Annotated in this window: 12 protein-coding genes; 3 read left to right on the top strand and 9 right to left on the bottom strand. The window is 71.0% G+C overall.

Annotated features, from left to right (window positions below):
• Positions 1-331 precede the first annotated feature (331 nt).
• From ABT296_RS11195 to thyX, 3 genes are all read right to left on the bottom strand, one after another.
• Positions 332-2,017 carry a ribonuclease J gene (locus ABT296_RS11195; protein WP_351925648.1) on the bottom strand — a complete coding sequence of 562 codons (1,686 nt, stop codon included), beginning with the start codon at positions 2,015-2,017 and terminating at the stop codon, positions 332-334.
• A 154-nt stretch (positions 2,018-2,171) separates the two neighbouring features.
• Complete coding sequence (gene dapA / locus ABT296_RS11190; RefSeq protein WP_351925646.1) at positions 2,172-3,071, bottom strand: 4-hydroxy-tetrahydrodipicolinate synthase; 900 nt, start codon at positions 3,069-3,071, stop codon at positions 2,172-2,174.
• Positions 3,072-3,281: 210 nt separating this feature from the next.
• A complete protein-coding gene (thyX, locus tag ABT296_RS11185) occupies positions 3,282-4,022 on the bottom strand; it encodes an FAD-dependent thymidylate synthase (protein ID WP_351925644.1) in 741 nt (246 codons plus the stop codon).
• A 233-nt stretch (positions 4,023-4,255) separates the two neighbouring features.
• Between thyX and ABT296_RS11180 the strand changes: the two genes are divergently transcribed.
• Positions 4,256-4,807 carry an SCO5741 family PH domain-containing membrane protein gene (locus tag ABT296_RS11180; RefSeq protein WP_351925642.1) on the top strand — a complete coding sequence of 184 codons (552 nt, stop codon included), beginning with the start codon at positions 4,256-4,258 and terminating at the stop codon, positions 4,805-4,807.
• A 43-nt stretch (positions 4,808-4,850) separates the two neighbouring features.
• Here ABT296_RS11180 and ABT296_RS11175 read toward each other — a convergent pair whose 3' ends face one another.
• The 5 genes from ABT296_RS11175 to rpsO all read right to left on the bottom strand — a co-directional run bounded on the left by ABT296_RS11175 (position 4,851) and on the right by rpsO (position 10,321).
• The gene (locus ABT296_RS11175) at positions 4,851-5,294 is read right to left on the bottom strand and encodes a tetratricopeptide repeat protein (protein ID WP_351925640.1); all 444 of its coding nucleotides are present in this window, start codon (positions 5,292-5,294) and stop codon (positions 4,851-4,853) included.
• Positions 5,294-6,046 carry a 4-hydroxy-tetrahydrodipicolinate reductase gene (gene dapB, locus ABT296_RS11170; protein WP_351925639.1) on the bottom strand — a complete coding sequence of 251 codons (753 nt, stop codon included), beginning with the start codon at positions 6,044-6,046 and terminating at the stop codon, positions 5,294-5,296. The genes ABT296_RS11175 and dapB overlap by 1 nt, the downstream gene beginning before the upstream one ends.
• Positions 6,047-6,087: 41 nt before the next feature.
• Complete coding sequence (locus tag ABT296_RS11165) at positions 6,088-7,467, bottom strand: M16 family metallopeptidase (protein WP_351925638.1); 1,380 nt, start codon at positions 7,465-7,467, stop codon at positions 6,088-6,090.
• Positions 7,464-9,683 (bottom strand): polyribonucleotide nucleotidyltransferase, encoded by a 2,220-nt coding sequence (locus ABT296_RS11160; RefSeq protein WP_351925671.1) that lies wholly within the window; start codon positions 9,681-9,683, stop codon positions 7,464-7,466. Before ABT296_RS11160 ends, ABT296_RS11165 begins: the two co-directional genes overlap by 4 nt.
• Before the next feature lie 350 nt (positions 9,684-10,033).
• Positions 10,034-10,321 (bottom strand): 30S ribosomal protein S15, encoded by a 288-nt coding sequence (gene rpsO, locus ABT296_RS11155; RefSeq protein ID WP_015657483.1) that lies wholly within the window; start codon positions 10,319-10,321, stop codon positions 10,034-10,036.
• 317 nt (positions 10,322-10,638) lie between these two features.
• Here rpsO and ABT296_RS11150 point away from each other — a divergent pair, with 317 nt between their 5' ends.
• Together ABT296_RS11150 and ABT296_RS11145 are read left to right on the top strand one after the other, a co-directional pair.
• Positions 10,639-10,965, top strand: coding sequence for a DUF397 domain-containing protein (locus tag ABT296_RS11150; protein ID WP_351925635.1), 327 nt, complete (start codon positions 10,639-10,641; stop codon positions 10,963-10,965).
• 478 nt (positions 10,966-11,443) lie between these two features.
• Positions 11,444-15,109 carry an SCO5717 family growth-regulating ATPase gene (locus ABT296_RS11145; protein ID WP_351925633.1) on the top strand — a complete coding sequence of 1,222 codons (3,666 nt, stop codon included), beginning with the start codon at positions 11,444-11,446 and terminating at the stop codon, positions 15,107-15,109.
• Between the two features lie 68 nt (positions 15,110-15,177).
• Here ABT296_RS11145 and ABT296_RS11140 read toward each other — a convergent pair whose 3' ends face one another.
• On the bottom strand, positions 15,178-16,137 hold the full coding sequence (locus ABT296_RS11140; RefSeq protein ID WP_351925631.1) for a bifunctional riboflavin kinase/FAD synthetase: 960 nt from the start codon (positions 16,135-16,137) through the stop codon (positions 15,178-15,180).
• Between the last annotated feature and the right edge of the window lie 67 nt (positions 16,138-16,204).

Raw genomic sequence — 16,204 nt, 5'->3', positions numbered from 1 at the left:
TCTCAAGGAACGGTCGCTTCCTTTGTACTCACCCTCTCGGGCTTTCCTCCGGGCTGCTTCCCTTCGGTCTTGCGTTTCCGACTCTATCAGATCTTCCCGATCCGATTTCCTCGGTGCTTTCCAGGTTCTCGCTTTCGCGTTTCCCTTTCCGGCGGTTCCGACTTTATCAGAAGTTCTGAGTCGGATTTCCCGCCCCCTTCAGGACTGACTCGGCGCACAAAACTGCCGGGGTCCTGTTTGGGGTGGAGACGTAAACGTACTGGAGCGGGGCGCCCCGATGCAAATCGAGGCGCCCCGCTCCGTGGTCGCGCAGGTCAGAGCCGACGATCCGTCAGACCTCCACCACCACGGGGAGGATCATCGGCCGGCGCCGGTAGGTGTCGGAGACCCACTTGCCGAGGGTGCGGCGGATGAGCTGCTGGAGCTGGTGGGGCTCCACCACTCCGTCCTGGGCGGACCGCTCCAGGACCTCCGTGATCTTCGGAATGACGCCTCCGAAGGCGGAGTCCTCGATACCGGAGCCGCGGGCCTGGATGTGCGGGCCGGCGGTGATCTTGCCCGTGGACGAGTCCACGACCACGAAGACCGAGATGATGCCCTCGTCGCCGAGGATCTTCCGGTCCTTGAGCGCCGGCTCGCCGACATCGCCGACGGAGAGGCCGTCGACGTAGACGTAACCCGCCTGGACCTTGCCGGAGATCTTGGCCTTGCCCTCGATGAGGTCGACGGCGACGCCGTCCTCCGCGATGACGATGCGGTCGTGCGGGACGCCGGTCAGGGCGCCCAGCTCGGCGTTGGCGCGCAGGTGGCGCCATTCGCCGTGCACCGGCATCAGGTTCTTCGGGCGGCAGATGTTGTAGAAGTACAGGAGCTCGCCCGCGGACGCGTGGCCGGAGACGTGCACCTTGGCGTTGCCCTTGTGGACGACGTTCGCGCCCCAGCGGGTCAGGCCGTTGATCACGCGGTAGACCGCGTTCTCGTTGCCGGGGATGAGCGACGACGCCAGGATGACCGTGTCGCCGTCGACGATGCGGATCTGGTGGTCCCGGTTGGCCATGCGGGACAGGGCCGCCATCGGCTCGCCCTGGGAGCCCGTACAGACCAGCACGACCTCGTGGTCCGGGAGGTCGTCGAGGGTCTTGACGTCGACGACCAGGCCCGGGGGGACCTTCAGGTAGCCGAGGTCCCGCGCGATGCCCATGTTGCGGACCATCGAGCGGCCGACGAAGGCGACGCGACGGCCGTACTCGTGGGCCGCGTCCAGGATCTGCTGGATGCGGTGGACGTGACTGGCGAAGCTCGCCACGATGATCCGCTTGCCGGCGTTGGCGAAGACCTGGCGCAGGACGTTGGAGATGTCCCGCTCGGGCGGGACGAAGCCCGGCACCTCGGCGTTGGTCGAGTCGGAGAGGAGGAGGTCGATCCCCTCCTCGCTCAGACGGGCGAACGCGTGCAGGTCCGTGAGGCGGTTGTCCAGCGGGAGCTGGTCCATCTTGAAGTCGCCCGTGTGCACGGCCATGCCGGCCGGCGTGCGGATGGCCACCGCCAGGGCGTCGGGGATGGAGTGGTTGACCGCGATGAACTCGCAGTCGAAGGGGCCGATGCGCTCGCGCTGCCCCTCCGCCACCTCAAGGGTGTACGGGCGGATGCGGTGCTCCTGGAGCTTGGCCTCGATCAGCGCGAGGGTCAGCTTGGAGCCGATCAGCGGGATGTCCGGCTTCTCGCGGAGCAGGAAGGGGACGCCGCCGATGTGGTCCTCGTGACCATGGGTGAGGACGATGCCCTCGATGTCGTCGAGGCGGTCCCGGACGGACGAGAAGTCCGGCAGGATCAGGTCGATTCCGGGCTGCTCCTCCTCGGGGAAGAGCACGCCGCAGTCGACGATCAGGAGGCGGCCGCCGTACTCGAAGACGGTCATGTTCCGGCCGATCTCACCGAGGCCGCCGAGCGGGGTGACCCGCAGGCCGCCTTCGGGGAGCGGCGGGGGCGGGCCGAGTTCAGGATGCGGATGACTCAAAAGACTCTCCTCAACCACACACGCCACGTACCGGTGGGCACGTGGCGCGCGTGACGTTCGTGCAGAAGCAGTTGTCTGGATGTGGCGCGGGCACCGGTGGCCCGCTTATTCAGTTGTGAAGTTCAGTGCGCGGACGACCGCGCGAAGTCCGTTGTCAGAGCTGTACCCCGCCCGCGGCAAGATCGATCTTGAGCTGTTCGATCTCTTCGGGTGAGCACTCGACCATGGGCGCGCGCAGCGGTCCCGCGGGCAGGCCCTGGAGGGTGAGCGCGGCCTTGGCGGTCATGACGCCCTGGGTGCGGAACATGCCCGTGTAGACCGGGAGCAGCTTCTGGTGGATCTCGGTCGCCTTCTGGACGTCACCGCTGGTGTACGCGTCGACGAGGGCGCGCAGCTCGGGGGTGACGACATGGCCGACGACGGAGACGAAGCCGACCGCGCCCACGGAGAGCAGCGGCAGGTTGAGCATGTCGTCGCCGGAGTACCAGGCCAGGCCGGAGCGCGCGATGGCCCAGCTCGCGCGGCCGAGGTCGCCCTTGGCGTCCTTGTTGGCGACGATCCGGGGGTGCTCGGCGAGCCGGACGAGGGTCTCGGTGTTGATCGGGACGCCGCTGCGGCCGGGGATGTCGTAGAGCATCACCGGCAGCTCGGTGGCGTCGGCGATGGTCCTGAAGTGGCGGTACAGGCCCTCCTGCGGGGGCTTGTTGTAGTACGGCGTCACGGTCAGGAGGCCGTGTGCGCCCGCCTTCTCGGCCTGGCGGGCGAGTTCGAGGCTGTGGTGGGTGTCGTTGGTGCCGACGCCCGCGACGACGTGGGCGCGGTCGCCGACCGCCTCCAGTACGGCTCGTACGAGCTCCGCTTTCTCCGCATTGCTGGTGGTGGGGGACTCGCCGGTGGTGCCGTTGATGATCAGGCCGTCGTTGCCTGCGTCCACCAGGTGCGTGGCGAGCCGCTGTGCGCCGTCGAGGTCGAGTGCGCCGTCCGCCGTGAACGGCGTGACCATGGCGGTGAGGACCCGCCCGAAGGGGGTCTGCGGAGTGGAGGTCGGAGCCATGGGTTACACGCTACTCGCTGCTCAAGGCGTGGTCTGCCCTAGGGGTAAGGGAAAAGTCCGGACAAAGATGGAGCCCGGCACTGCCTGCTCGGGGGTTCAAGCAGTGCCGGGTCCGTTTGATCAGGCTAGATGAACTTCTCTAAATGCCGCAATCCGGACACCTCGTAGGGCTGATGCGCACATCTGTGCCCGGCCCGGAACTCGGACGAGTTACGGGGCCACACGCCCGTTCGCATTGAAGGCGGCGTAGGTGAGCGGCATGAGCCGGGCCCACTCCTGCTCCATCTTCTCGCCGACCATCTCGATCTCCCGCTGCGGGAAGGACGGCACCTTCGCCAGCTCGTGCTGGGTGCGCAGGCCGAGGAAGTGCATCAGCGAGCGGGCGTTGCAGGTGGCGTACATCGAGGAGAACAGGCCGACCGGGAGGACCGCGCGGGCGACCTCGCGGGCGACGCCGGCGGCGAGCATCTCCTGGTACGACTCGTAGGCCCGGCGGTAGGAGTCCTCCATGACCCGGCCGGTCAGCTCCTGCTGGTCCCGGGTGCCCTCGACGAAGACGTACTTGCCCGGGCGGCCCTCCTGGACGAGCTTGCGGGACTCGCCGGGGACGTAGAAGACCGGCTGGAGCTCCCTGTACCGGCCCGACTCCTCGTTGTACGACCAGCCCACGCGGTGCCGCATGAACTCGCGGAAGACGAAGATCGGGGCGCTGATGAAGAAGGTCATCGAGTTGTGCTCGAAGGGGCTGCCGTGCCGGTCCCGCATCAGGTAGTTGATGAGTCCCTTGGAACGCTCGGGGTCCTTCTTCAGCTCGTCCAGGGACTGCTCGCCGGCGGTGGAGACGCGGGCGGCCCACAGCACGTCGGAGTCGGCCGCGCTGTGCTTGACCAACTCGACGGTGACATCGCTGCGGAAGCTGGGCTTGAGATCGTCGGCGGGGGTGTCGGTCACGACTCGGAGGGTCCTTCCATCGCTTCACTCGGGCGGCGCCCACTCTACGGGCCCGCCGGGGCCCCCTGGACGAGTCACCGCAGACCGGGCGGTCGCGGGCGCCCTACGGTCGCCGGGTCCTGGACCGGCGACCCGAGGGGGTACTCCCATGGACCCCCAAGGGTGGTGAGCCGGCACCGGGGTCGATAGCCTCACCGGGCACAGCCCCAGCATGGATTGAGTGAGGACCAGCCGTGCCCCTGCCCTTCCTTACGGCCGACCGCGCCTTCGAAGCAGCCGACGACGTCGCGCTGCCCTTCGACGACCGTGACCGCTGGCGGCGTCCCTACCGTCCCGGCCCCTGGCGGGTCGGCGCGGCCGCGCTCCTGCTGCTGCTCGCCTCGTACGTGCTCTTCGCGGCGGTCATCATCGCGCTGGCCGGGACGCCCGGCGCGGCCGCGGTGGTCTTCGGTATCGCGCTGGCCGTGATCGCCGCGTCGCTGCGGCTGCTGCGCATGGGCGTGTGGGTGAGCGCGCAGGGTCTGCGCCAGGTCGGCTTCTTCACCACGCGCACCCTTCCCTGGGCGCAGGTGGTGGCGGTGCGCACGGTGCAGCAGCCGGTGCGCTGGCTCGGACTGCCGCGCACCCTCCAGGGGCAGGCCCTGACGCTGGTGCGCGGCGCCCGCTCGGGGGGCGAGCCGACGCCTCTGATGACCACGCACGACGCGGACTTCCTGGGCCGCCCGGACGCCTTCGACCGGGCGGCGGACACCGTCGAGGCCTGGGCCGCGGAGGCGGGCCACTAGCCCCTGGGCCCGCCCCAGGGCCTGTTCCGGCCCGCCCGGGGGCTCAGCCCGTCGTCTCGCGGAGGGCGATCGCCCGCTGCATCGCCTTGCGGGCCCGGGGGGTGTCCCGGGCGTCGTGGTAGGCGACGGCGAGGCGGAACCAGCTGCGCCAGTCGTCCGGCGCGTCCTCCGTCTCGGCCTTGCGGCGAGCGAAGACCTCGTCGGCCGAGTCCCGGTCGATGCGGCCGCTGGGGGTGCGCTTCAGCTCGTCGACGGGCAGTCCGCCCTCGGCGTCGAGTTCCGCGGCGAGGGCGTTGGCCCGGCGGACGAACTGGGTGTTCTTCCACAGGAACCACAGGCCGATCACCGGCAGGATCAGCACCGCGACGCCGAAGGTGACCGTGAGCAGGGTGCCGGCCTTGATGAGCATGAAGCCCCGGCTGCCGACCAGGACGAAGTAGATCAGCAGGACGGCGGCCGTGAGGGCGTAGGTGAGCTTGGCGCGCATCAGCCGAGGTCCAGGAAGTGTTCCAGGCCGAAGGTGAGGCCGGGCGTGGTCACCACGCGGCGGGCGCCGAGCAGGATGCCCGGCATGAAGCTGCTGTGGTGCAGGGAGTCGTGGCGGATGGTGAGGGTCTCGCCCTCACCGCCGAGCAGGACCTCCTGGTGGGCCAGCAGCCCCCGCAGGCGTACGGAGTGGACGGGAACGCCGTCGACGTCCGCGCCACGCGCCCCGTCGAGGGCGGTCTCCGTGGCGTCCGGTGCCTCGGGGGTGCCCGCCGCGCGCCGGGCCTCGGCGATGAGCTGGGCCGTGCGCGTGGCGGTGCCGGAGGGAGCGTCGACCTTCCTCGGGTGGTGGAGTTCGACGACCTCCACCGACTCGAAGTAGGGCGCTGCGATCTGCGCGAACTTCATGTTCAGCACGGCGCCGATGGAGAAGTTCGGCGCGATGAGCACACCGGTCCCCGGTGAGGCGGCGAGCCATGCGTTGAGCTGCGCGAGGCGCTCGTCGGTCCAGCCCGTCGTACCGACGACCGCGTGGATGCCGTGGCTCAGGCAGTGGTCGAGGTTGGCCATCACCGAGTCGGGGGTGGTCAGTTCGACGGCGACCTGGGCGCCGGTCTCGGTCAGGGTCTCCAGCTTGTCGCCCCGGCTCAGGGCGGCGACCAGCTCCATGTCCTCGGCGGCCTCGACGGCCCGTACCGCCTCGGAACCGATCCGGCCCTTGGCGCCGAGGACCGCCACTCGCAGCTTGCTCATCTTCTTGCTTCCTTAGAGGGAGGGGCTTACGCGGGAGAGGGCTACGCGACCGCTTCGTGCAGACGGGACGCCTGCTTGTCCTTCAGCGGGCCGATGACCGACAGGGAGGGCCGCTGCCCCAGGACGTCGCGGGCCACCGCGCGGACCTCGTCCGGGGTGACCGAGGCTATCCGGGCCAGCATGTCGTCGACGGACATCTGCTCGCCCCAGCACAGCTCGCTCTTGCCGATACGGTTCATCAGCGCGCCGGTGTCCTCCAGGCCGAGGACCGTGGAGCCGCGGAGCTGGCCGACGGCGCGGGTGATCTCGTCGTCGGTGAGGCCGTGCTGGGCGACCTGGTCGAGTTCGTCGCGGCAGATCTTCAGTACGTCGTGCACCTGGCTGGGGCGGCAGCCGGCGTACACGCCGAACAGGCCGCAGTCGGCGAAGCCGGAGGTGTACGAGTACACGCTGTACGCCAGGCCGCGCTTCTCGCGGACCTCCTGGAACAGCCGGGAGGACATGCCGCCGCCTAGGGCGGTGTTCAGCACGCCGAGCGCCCAGCGGCGGTCGTCGGTGCGGGCGAGCCCGGGCATGCCGAGGACGACGTGCGCCTGCTCGGTCTTGCGGCCGATCAGTTCGACGCGGCCGGCGGTGCGCAGGGCCCGCCTGCCGTCGCGCGGGGCGATGGGCGTGGCGTCGGTGTTCCCGAGCGCGCCGGCCTTCTCGAAGGCCGCGCGGACCTGTCGTACGACCTTGGTGTGGTCGATGTTGCCCGCGGCTGCGACGACCAGGTGGGTGGGGTCGTAGTGCTTCTTGTAGAAGCGGCGGATGCGGTCGGCGGTGAGGGCGTTGACCGTGTCGACCGTGCCGAGGACCGGGCGGCCGAGGGGGTTGTCGCCGAACATCGTGTGCGCGAACAGGTCGTGCACGCAGTCGCCGGGGTCGTCCTCGGTCATGGCGATCTCTTCGAGGATCGCGCCGCGCTCGACGTTGACGTCCTCCTCGAGGATCAGCGAGCCGGTCAGCATGTCGCAGACGACGTCGATGGCGAGCGGCAGGTCGGTGTCGAGCACGCGCGCGTAGTAGCACGTGTACTCCTTGGCCGTGAACGCGTTCATCTCGCCGCCGACGGCGTCGATCGCGGAGGAGATGTCCAGCGCGCTGCGCCGGGAGGTGCCCTTGAAGAGCAGGTGCTCCAGGTAGTGCGTGGCGCCGTTCAGGGCGGGCGTCTCGTCGCGGGAGCCGACGTGCGCCCAGATGCCGAAGGTCGCGGAGCGGACCGAGGGGAGGGTCTCGGTGACGATGCGCAGGCCGCCCGGGAGGGTGGTCTTACGGACCGTGCCGATGCCGTTGCTGCCCTTGACGAGGGTTTGGGTACGGGCGACGGCCCGCGCCTCCGAGGAGGTGCGGGCCGTCGCCTTGGAGCTGTTCGACGTCACTTGTCGGCGTCGTCCTTCTTGTCGTCGGCGGACTCTTCGCCCTCGACCACGGGGATCAGGGAGAGCTTGCCGCGGGAGTCGATCTCGGCGATCTCGACCTGGACCTTCTGGCCCACACCGAGGACGTCCTCGACGTTCTCCACGCGCTTGCCGCCCGCGAGCTTGCGGATCTGCGAGATGTGCAGCAGACCGTCCTTGCCGGGGAGCAGCGAGACGAACGCGCCGAAGGTGGTGGTCTTGACGACCGTACCCAGGTAGCGCTCGCCGACCTCGGGCATCGTCGGGTTGGCGATGCCGTTGATCGTGGTGCGGGCGGCCTCGGCGGACGGACCGTCGGCGGCGCCGATGTAGATGGTGCCGTCGTCCTCGATCGTGATCTCGGCGCCCGTGTCCTCCTGGATCTGGTTGATCATCTTGCCCTTGGGGCCGATGACCTCACCGATCTTGTCCACGGGGATCTTCACGGTGATGATCCGCGGGGCGTTCGGGGACATCTCGTCCGGCGTGTCGATCGCTTCCATCATCACGTCGAGGATGTGGAGGCGGGCGTCACGGGCCTGCTTGAGGGCGGCGGCCAGGACGGAGGCGGGGATGCCGTCCAGCTTGGTGTCGAGCTGGAGGGCGGTCACGAACTCCTTGGTGCCGGCGACCTTGAAGTCCATGTCGCCGAAGGCGTCCTCCGCACCGAGGATGTCGGTGAGGGTGACGTAGTGCGTCTCGCCGTCGATCTCCTGGGAGATCAGGCCCATGGCGATACCGGCGACGGGGGCCTTCAGCGGCACACCGGCGTTCAGCAGCGACATGGTGGAGGCGCAGACCGAGCCCATGGACGTCGAGCCGTTGGAGCTCAGCGCCTCGGAGACCTGGCGGATCGCGTAGGGGAACTCCTCGCGCGTCGGCAGGACCGGGACCAGGGCGCGCTCGGCGAGGGCGCCGTGGCCGATCTCGCGGCGCTTGGGGGAGCCCACGCGGCCGGTCTCGCCGGTGGAGTACGGCGGGAAGTTGTAGTTGTGCATGTAGCGCTTGCGGGTCACCGGGGAGAGGGTGTCCAGCTGCTGCTCCATGCGGAGCATGTTGAGGGTGGTGACGCCCAGGATCTGGGTCTCGCCACGCTCGAACACCGCGGAGCCGTGCACGCGCGGGATGGCCTCGACCTCGGCGGCCAGGGTGCGGATGTCGGTGACACCGCGGCCGTCGATGCGCTTCTTCTCCTTGATCACGCGCTCGCGGACGAGCTGCTTGGTCAGGGAGCGGTACGCGGCGGAGATCTCCTTCTCGCGGCCCTCGAACTCCGGCAGGAGCTTCTCGGCGGCGAGCGCCTTGACGCGGTCCAGCTCGGACTCGCGCTCCTGCTTGCCGGCGATGGTCAGCGCGGAGGCCAGCTCCGGGCGGACGGCGGCGGAGAGCGCCTCGAAGACGTCGTCCTGGTAGTCCAGGAAGATCGGGAACTCGCCGGTGGGCTTGGCGGCCTTCGCGGCGAGGTCGGCCTGGGCCTTGCACAGGACCTTGATGAAGGGCTTCGCGGCTTCCAGACCGGCGGCGACGACCTCCTCGGTCGGGGCCTCGGCGCCACCCTGGACGAGCTTGATGGTCCCGTCGGTGGCCTCGGCCTCGACCATCATGATCGCGACGTCGCCGTCCTCCAGGGTGCGGCCCGCGACGACCATGTCGAAGACGGCGTCCTCGAGCTCGGTGTGCGTCGGGAAGGCCACCCACTGACCACGGATCAGCGCGACGCGGACGCCGCCGATCGGGCCGGAGAAGGGCAGGCCGGCCAGCTGCGTGGACGCGGACGCGGCGTTGATCGCCACGACGTCGTACAGGTGGTCGGGGTTGAGGGCCATGATCGTCGCGACGACCTGGATCTCGTTGCGCAGGCCCTTCTTGAAGGACGGGCGCAGCGGGCGGTCGATCAGGCGGCAGGTGAGGATGGCGTCCTCGGAGGGACGGCCCTCACGGCGGAAGAAGCTGCCGGGGATCTTGCCGGCGGCGTACATCCGCTCCTCGACGTCCACCGTGAGGGGGAAGAAGTCGAGCTGGTCCTTGGGGTTCTTGGAGGCGGTGGTGGCCGACAGCACCATGGTGTCGTCGTCCAGGTACGCCACGGCGGAGCCGGCGGCCTGCTTGGCCAGGCGGCCCGTCTCGAAGCGGATGGTGCGGGTGCCGAAGGCGCCGTTGTCGATGACGGCCTCGGCGTAGTGGGTCTCGTTCTCCACTAGCGGTTTCTCCATAACTTGTCGTCTTTGGTCCCGTGCTGCCCGTGTGGCAGGGGGACGGTTGTGGAGAAGCGCGCCTTGTCGTGCGGGCCGGTCTTCGATCGAAGCACCCGGGGCTCGCTTCCCCCCGGGGGCCACTACCGAGGACCGGCGGCGGCGAGGTGCGCTTCTCCTCGTTCGTGGTCGTGACATGGCCCTACCCGGGTGGGCGGGCGCTGTCACGCCGTGTCGTACGGCTTGCGTCGTACGTCGTGCGTTCTGCTACCACACTACAAAGCGTGTGTGACACTCCGCACGTACAGCAAAGGGAGCGGCCCCCATTCGACGGGAACCGCTCCCTTCACGGCGTCTTACTTGGCGCCCGCGGCGCCGCGGCGGATGCCGAGACGGTCGACCAGGGCACGGAAGCGCTGGATGTCCTTCTTGGCCAGGTACTGCAGCAGGCGGCGGCGCTGACCGACCAGGATCAGCAGACCACGGCGGGAGTGGTGGTCGTGCTTGTGGGTCTTGAGGTGCTCGGTGAGGTCGGAGATCCGACGCGAGAGCATGGCGACCTGGACCTCGGGGGAGCCGGTGTCGCCCTCCTTCTGACCGAACTCGCTGATGATCTGCTTCTTCGTAGCGGCGTCGAGCGGCACGCGTACTCCTCGTAGTCTTCTGAATGGCCACCGAGTGCCCCCGGTCTGTGTCTCGGGGGAGCTTCCGTTACTCGGGAGGCGGGGATCCGCTGAGCGCGGCCTCCAGAGCGAGCGCTCCGGGGGTGCGTACACAAACGGCCGTCACTCAGCGTACCAGCCGGAGGTGGGCGGGCTCGCATCGGTTACGGAACCACCCCGATCGGGGGGATTCCGCCACTAGGGTGAGCGCGCCGATCATGCTCCGGGGGCCGGACCGCCCGGAGGGGTCGAAAAGCCCGGAATCGGGAAGCTCGGACAGCCTGGAAGGGGTCGCCGGCATGGCGGAGACGGACGAGGAGACCAAGGCCCGCAAGGATCGGGAGCGGGACGAGCTGTACGCCCTCGACATCTCGGGCGTGGAGTGGCGGAGCGCGCCGGGTACGGAGGCGCACGAGGAGCGGGTCGAGATCGCGTACCTGCCCGCCGGGGCGGTGGCGATGCGGTCCTCGCTCGACCCGGGGACGGTGCTGCGCTACACCGCGGCGGAGTGGCGGGCGTTCGTGCTGGGCGCGCGGGACGGCGAGTTCGACGTGGAGTCCGCGGCGCGTGGCGAGGGTCCCGGCGCGGAGTCCGCGGCGCGGGGCGGGGTCGCCGACGCGGGCTGACGGTGCGGTGGCGACCGCGGGGCCGCGTCCGTACGTGGCGGACGTCCTGTACGTGCGGGGGCGCTGTGCGCCGGTGCCGTGCGGGTGTTGTGCCTCACGGCCGGGTGCGGGGTGTCCCCGCGGTCGCCAACCCGCTGGCCGGGGGCGGTGGTTCGAGCGGTCGGGTTGATCGGTTGCTTCGCTTTCGTTCCGGATTGTTCACAGGTGTCGCCCGGTTTGTTCACCAATAGGACGGCTGCGTACGCCACTTCGGGGCAGGCTGTGACGGAGTGGGCCGGTGCTCGGGAGCGGACGGGCCTGCCGAGGTGATGCCTGTGGTGATTAGGCTGGTACCGGGCGCGACGCCAGAACCGGTGGACCGGGCGTCGGCGTCCCAGGGGGAGAGCCGACTGGAACGGACTACCTCGAACGACTTCGGACGACGAACAACGGTCGCCCCGGCACGGCATGGGGGTGTTCGACCACACCAGGAGGAACTGTGAGCAGCGATCGGGACGGGATCCGCGGGGGCTGGGCCACACCCGGCGATGACCAGCCCGACGCGGAGTCGGCCAACGAGATCACGGGCGAGTTCACCATCGACTACGCGCCGCCCGCCTGGTACACGCAGAACGCCAGTGGCTCCGCCGGTGCGGGGCGGGACGAGAGCGCGTCGGGGGCGTCGGGAACTTCGGGGGCTTCCGGGTCCACGGGGGGTCCGGCGGGGCCGGGGGGTACGGCCTCTTCGGGACCCGGTGCGGGCGGTGCCGCGACTCCGGGACCCGGTGCCGGCGGTGCGGCGGTTCCCGGAACTCCGACGTTCACGCCTTCGCCCACCGCGCTGCCTTCCTCGCTGCCGGGGCTGACGCCGCCGGTGCCGCACTCGGCTCCCGCGCCGGGGGCGCCTTTCTCGCCGCCCGCGCCTGTCGCGCCCGCGCCGGGGGCACCGTTCACTCCGCCCGCGCCGGGGGCACCGTTCACTCCGCCCGCTCCCGCTCCCGCTCCCGCTCCCGGGGCGCCGTTCACGCCGGCGCCGCCGGCCGCCGCGGGGCCGGTCGCGGTGCCCAGGCTTCCGGTGGGCAGCGGGTTCGAACCGCAGGGTGGGCAGGGGGCGGGGCCTTCGACTCCCTCGGCTCCCTCCGCCGACGGGGGCTCCGTGACGGGCCTGCCGAATCTTCCCGGGCTCCAGCAGCCCTGGGGTGCGCCGGCTCCGGTTCCGGCGCCCGTTCCGGCTGCTGCCGAGGAGCCCGTGCCGGACTCCTACTCCGGGAGCGGTGATCTGGAGAGCGGCGCGACCATGCGGTTCTCCGCCGCCACGCTGAAGCGGGAGATCGAGGAGCGGGCGGAGGAGTCCGACGTGGACGCGTCCGCGGAGGGGGCGGCGCCGGTCGCGGCAGCCTCTGAAGCCGAGCCCGAGGCTCGGGACGGTGGCGCCGCCGGAGAGGTGGAGTCGGCGGAGACGCCGGACGAGGCTTCCGAGGAGGAGACGGACTCTGCTGTCCTGGCTCCCGAGGCCGATGCCGATGCCGATGCCGATGCCGAGGGGGAGCTCGCGGAGGTTGAGGCCGAGGTTGAGGCCGCCGAGGCGGAGACTCCGGAGTCGGAACTTGGGGACGCGGACCTTACGGACGTCGAGGCCGACGCTGTCGTCGATGCCGAGTCGGCTGACGCGGAGTCGGGCGAGCAGGAGGCGGCGGAGGTCGAAACAGAGGCCGAGGCCGAGGCGGAGGCCGAGCCGGACGTGGTGCCGGCCAGTGCGGAGCTGTCCGACTCTGAGCCGGTCGGCCCGGCACCGGTTGACCCGGAGCCGGTTGGCGCCGAGCCGACGGACGCCGAGCCTGCGCTGGCGGAGCCTGTTGCGGCGGAGCCCGTGGACTCCGAGCCGGTGGACGCGGTACCGGTGGCGCCGGCTTCCCTGGCGCCGGTGGTCTCCGAGCCGGTGCACCAGGAACCCGAGCCGCAGGACGCCGTACCGGACCTCCCGGAGCCGCAGGACGCCGTACCGGCCGCCGTCGAGCCCGAGGACGCCGCGCCCGCCGAGCCGCAGGACGCGGTCCCCCCTGTTGCCACTGCACCCGTGGCCGAGGCCCCGCAGGAGCCCGCTCCGGCCTGGACTCCCCCGCCGACACCGCAGGCCGGGATGCCTCCGCTGCCGCCGTCGTACCAGCCCGCCGCCCCGGTCGCCGCGCCCCAGTGGCCCGTGCAGCCGCAGCAGCCGACCGCTCCCGCCGAGGCCCAGCCCGCGCCCGCCGCCCAGCAGCCCCCGGCGCCCGCGCCGCAGCAGCAGCCGTTCCCGCCCCAGCAGCCCTTCCAGCCGCAGGCCCCGCAGCCGGCGCCCGCCGCGTGGAACCAGCCGCCCGCGCAGCCGGCCCCCGCACAGCAGCAGCCGGTGCCCGGCTTCCCCCAGCCCCCGGCGGAGCCGTCCGCCCCGGCGCAGCAGGGCGGTTACGGTTTCCCGCACCCCGGTGCCGCCGCCCAGCAGCCCCCGGTCCCCCAGCCGGCCCCGCAGGCCGCGCCCCCGCAGGGCAGTTACGGCTTCCCCCAGCAGGCCGCGCCGCAGCCCGGCTACGGCTTCCCGCAGCCGGCCACCCCGGCAGCCCCGCCCGTACAGCCCGGTCAGCCCGCGCAGCCCCAGGCCGGCTACGGCTTCCCCCAGCCCGGCACCCCCGCGGCACAGCCCGCGCAGCCGGAACAGCCCGTGCCCAACTCCCCCGCGCAGCCCGGTGGTTACGGCTTCCCGCAGCAGCGGGCCGACGTGCCGCCGCAGGCCCACCCCGGGGTCCCGCAGCAGCCTGCCCAGCCGCAGGTCCAGCCGCCCGCCGCCGTGCCGCAGCAGCCCGTCGACCCCCGCGCCGGGGCCGCCTGGCCGCAGCCCATCCAGCACGACCAGCGGCAGCCCACCAACCCCGGTGCCGCGCCGCTCGGTTACACCGCCGCCGTGGAACTGTCGTCGGACCGGCTGCTCAACAACAAGAAGCAGAAGGCGAAGAGCGGGCGCCCGGCGGCCGCGGCCGGCCGGTTCAAGATCGGCGGGAAGAAGGAGGAGGCCGAGCGGCAGCGCAAGCTCGACCTCATCCGTACGCCCGTGCTCTCCTGCTACCGGATCGCCGTCATCAGCCTCAAGGGCGGTGTCGGCAAGACCACCACGACCACCGCGCTCGGCTCGACGCTCGCCACCGAGCGCCAGGACAAGATCCTCGCCATCGACGCCAACCCGGACGCCGGCACCCTCGGCCGCCGGGTGCGCCGGGAGACCGGGGCCACCATCCGTGACCTCGTGCAGGCGATCCCGTACCTCAACTCGTACATGGACATCCGGCGGTTCACCTCCCAGGCCTCGTCCGGGCTGGAGATCATCGCCAACGACGTCGACCCCGCCGTGTCGACCACGTTCAACGACGAGGACTACCGGCGCGCGATAGACGTGCTGGGCAGGCAGTACCCGATCATCCTCACCGACTCGGGCACCGGTCTGCTCTACAGCGCCATGCGCGGTGTGCTCGACCTCGCCGACCAGCTCATCATCATCTCCACGCCGTCCGTGGACGGTGCGAGCAGCGCCAGCACGACGCTGGACTGGCTGTCGGCCCACGGGTACGCCGATCTCGTCTCGCGTTCGCTCACCGTCATCTCCGGTGTGCGGGAGACCGGCAAGATGATCAAGGTGGATGACATCGTCAGCCACTTCGAGACCCGCTGCCGCGGTGTCATCGTGGTCCCCTTCGACGAGCATCTCTCCGCCGGTGCCGAGGTCGACCTCGACATGATGCGGCCCAAGGTGCGGGAGGCGTACTTCAACCTCGCGGCGATGGTCGCGGAGGACTTCGTGCGCCACCAGCAGTCGCACGGTCTGTGGACCAGCGACGGCAACCCGCCGCCGGTGGCGGCCCCGCCGATGCCGGGCCAGCAGATTCCGGGCCAGCCCGTGCCCGGTCAGCCGTACGCCCCCGCCCCCGGCCAGGTTCCGGGCCAGGCCCCCGCGCAGCCCTACCCCCAGCCGGGCCAGCCCTACGCCCAGCCGGGCCAGCCCTACGCCCAGCCCGGCGCCCAACCCGGCCAGCCCCCCGCGCAGCAGCAGCCGGGCCAGCCGTACCCCCAGCAGGGGCAGCCCCCGTACCCGTACCAGCAGCCGCAGCACCCCCAGCAGCAGCAGCCGCCGCAGTAGGGCGTAGCGAACAACGAAGGGCGGCCGGTGCCGAAAAGCACCGGCCGCCCTTCGGCGTCGTGGGGCGGTTACCGCTCGGCGGCCTCCGCCGCGGCGGTCAGGTCGCGGCTGATCTTGATGTCCTCGCCCATCCGCTCGATCAGCGCGTCCAGCGAGTCGAACTTCACCTGGCCGCGGACGTAGGACAGGAAGTCGACGGCTACGTGCAGGCCGTACAGGTCCAGGCCCACGCGGTCGATGACATGCGCCTCGACCGTGCGCTCGGTGCCGTCGAAGGTCGGGTTGGTGCCGACGGAGATCGCGGACGGCATGATCTCGCCCTGGGCGTGCAGCCAGCCGGCGTAGACGCCGTCGGCGGGGATCGCGGTGTGCGGGAGCGTCTCGACGTTCGCCGTCGGCACGCCCAACTCGCGGCCGCGCTGGGCACCGCGCACGACGATGCCCTCGACCTGGTGCGGGCGGCCGAGGATCTCCGCGGCGCCCTCGACGTCGCCCTCGCCGACCAGACGCCGGGTCAGGGTCGAGGAGAACGGCTGCCCGCCGCCCGCCTCGCCGGACACGTACAGGTCGACGACCTCGACGTCGAAGTCGTACGTCTTGCCCAGCTCGGCCAGGTACTCGACGTCACCGGCGGCACGGTGGCCGAAGCGGAAGTTCGGGCCCTCCACGACGGCCTTGGCGCGCAGCCTGTCGATGAGGACCTTGACGACGAAGTCCGCCGGGGAGAGGTTGGAGAACTCGGTGGTGAACGGCAGCACCAGCACCGCGTCCACGCCCAGTTCCGCCATCAGTTCGGCCCGCCGGTGGTGCGGGGCGAGCAGCGGCGGGTGGGTGCCGGGGCGCAGCACTTCCTTGGGGTGCGGGTCGAAGGTGACGACCACGGCGGGCAGGCCCAGTTCGCGGGCGCGCTCCACGGTGTGCCTGATGATCAGCTGGTGTCCGCGGTGGACACCGTCGTAGGACCCGATGGTGACGACGCTGCGCCCCCAGTCCTGGGGGATGTCCTCCAAGCCACGCCAGCGCTGCACTGTGACCGCTCCTTGTCGAACCCGTGTCCGTCACTACCTTCTACGCAGGTCTAAGGGTGCCATGCCG

This window comes from Streptomyces sp. NPDC000983 (assembly GCF_040299205.1).
Taxonomy (GTDB): domain Bacteria; phylum Actinomycetota; class Actinomycetes; order Streptomycetales; family Streptomycetaceae; genus Streptomyces.
The sequence above is the reverse complement of the archived record's forward strand: the minus strand, read 5'-3'. Positions and strand labels throughout refer to the sequence as shown.

Bases quoted from the DNA above. Each gene is read 5' to 3' on its own strand.
- dapA (WP_351925646.1), bottom strand. From the start codon at position 3,071: ATGGCTCCGACCTCCACTCCGCAGACCCCCTTCGGGCGGGTCCTCACC.
- dapB (WP_351925639.1), bottom strand. From the start codon at position 6,046: ATGAGCAAGCTGCGAGTGGCGGTCCTCGGCGCCAAGGGCCGGATCGGT.
- ABT296_RS11150 (WP_351925635.1), top strand. From the start codon at position 10,639: ATGGCGGAGACGGACGAGGAGACCAAGGCCCGCAAGGATCGGGAGCGG.
- ABT296_RS11175 (WP_351925640.1), bottom strand. From the start codon at position 5,294: ATGCGCGCCAAGCTCACCTACGCCCTCACGGCCGCCGTCCTGCTGATC.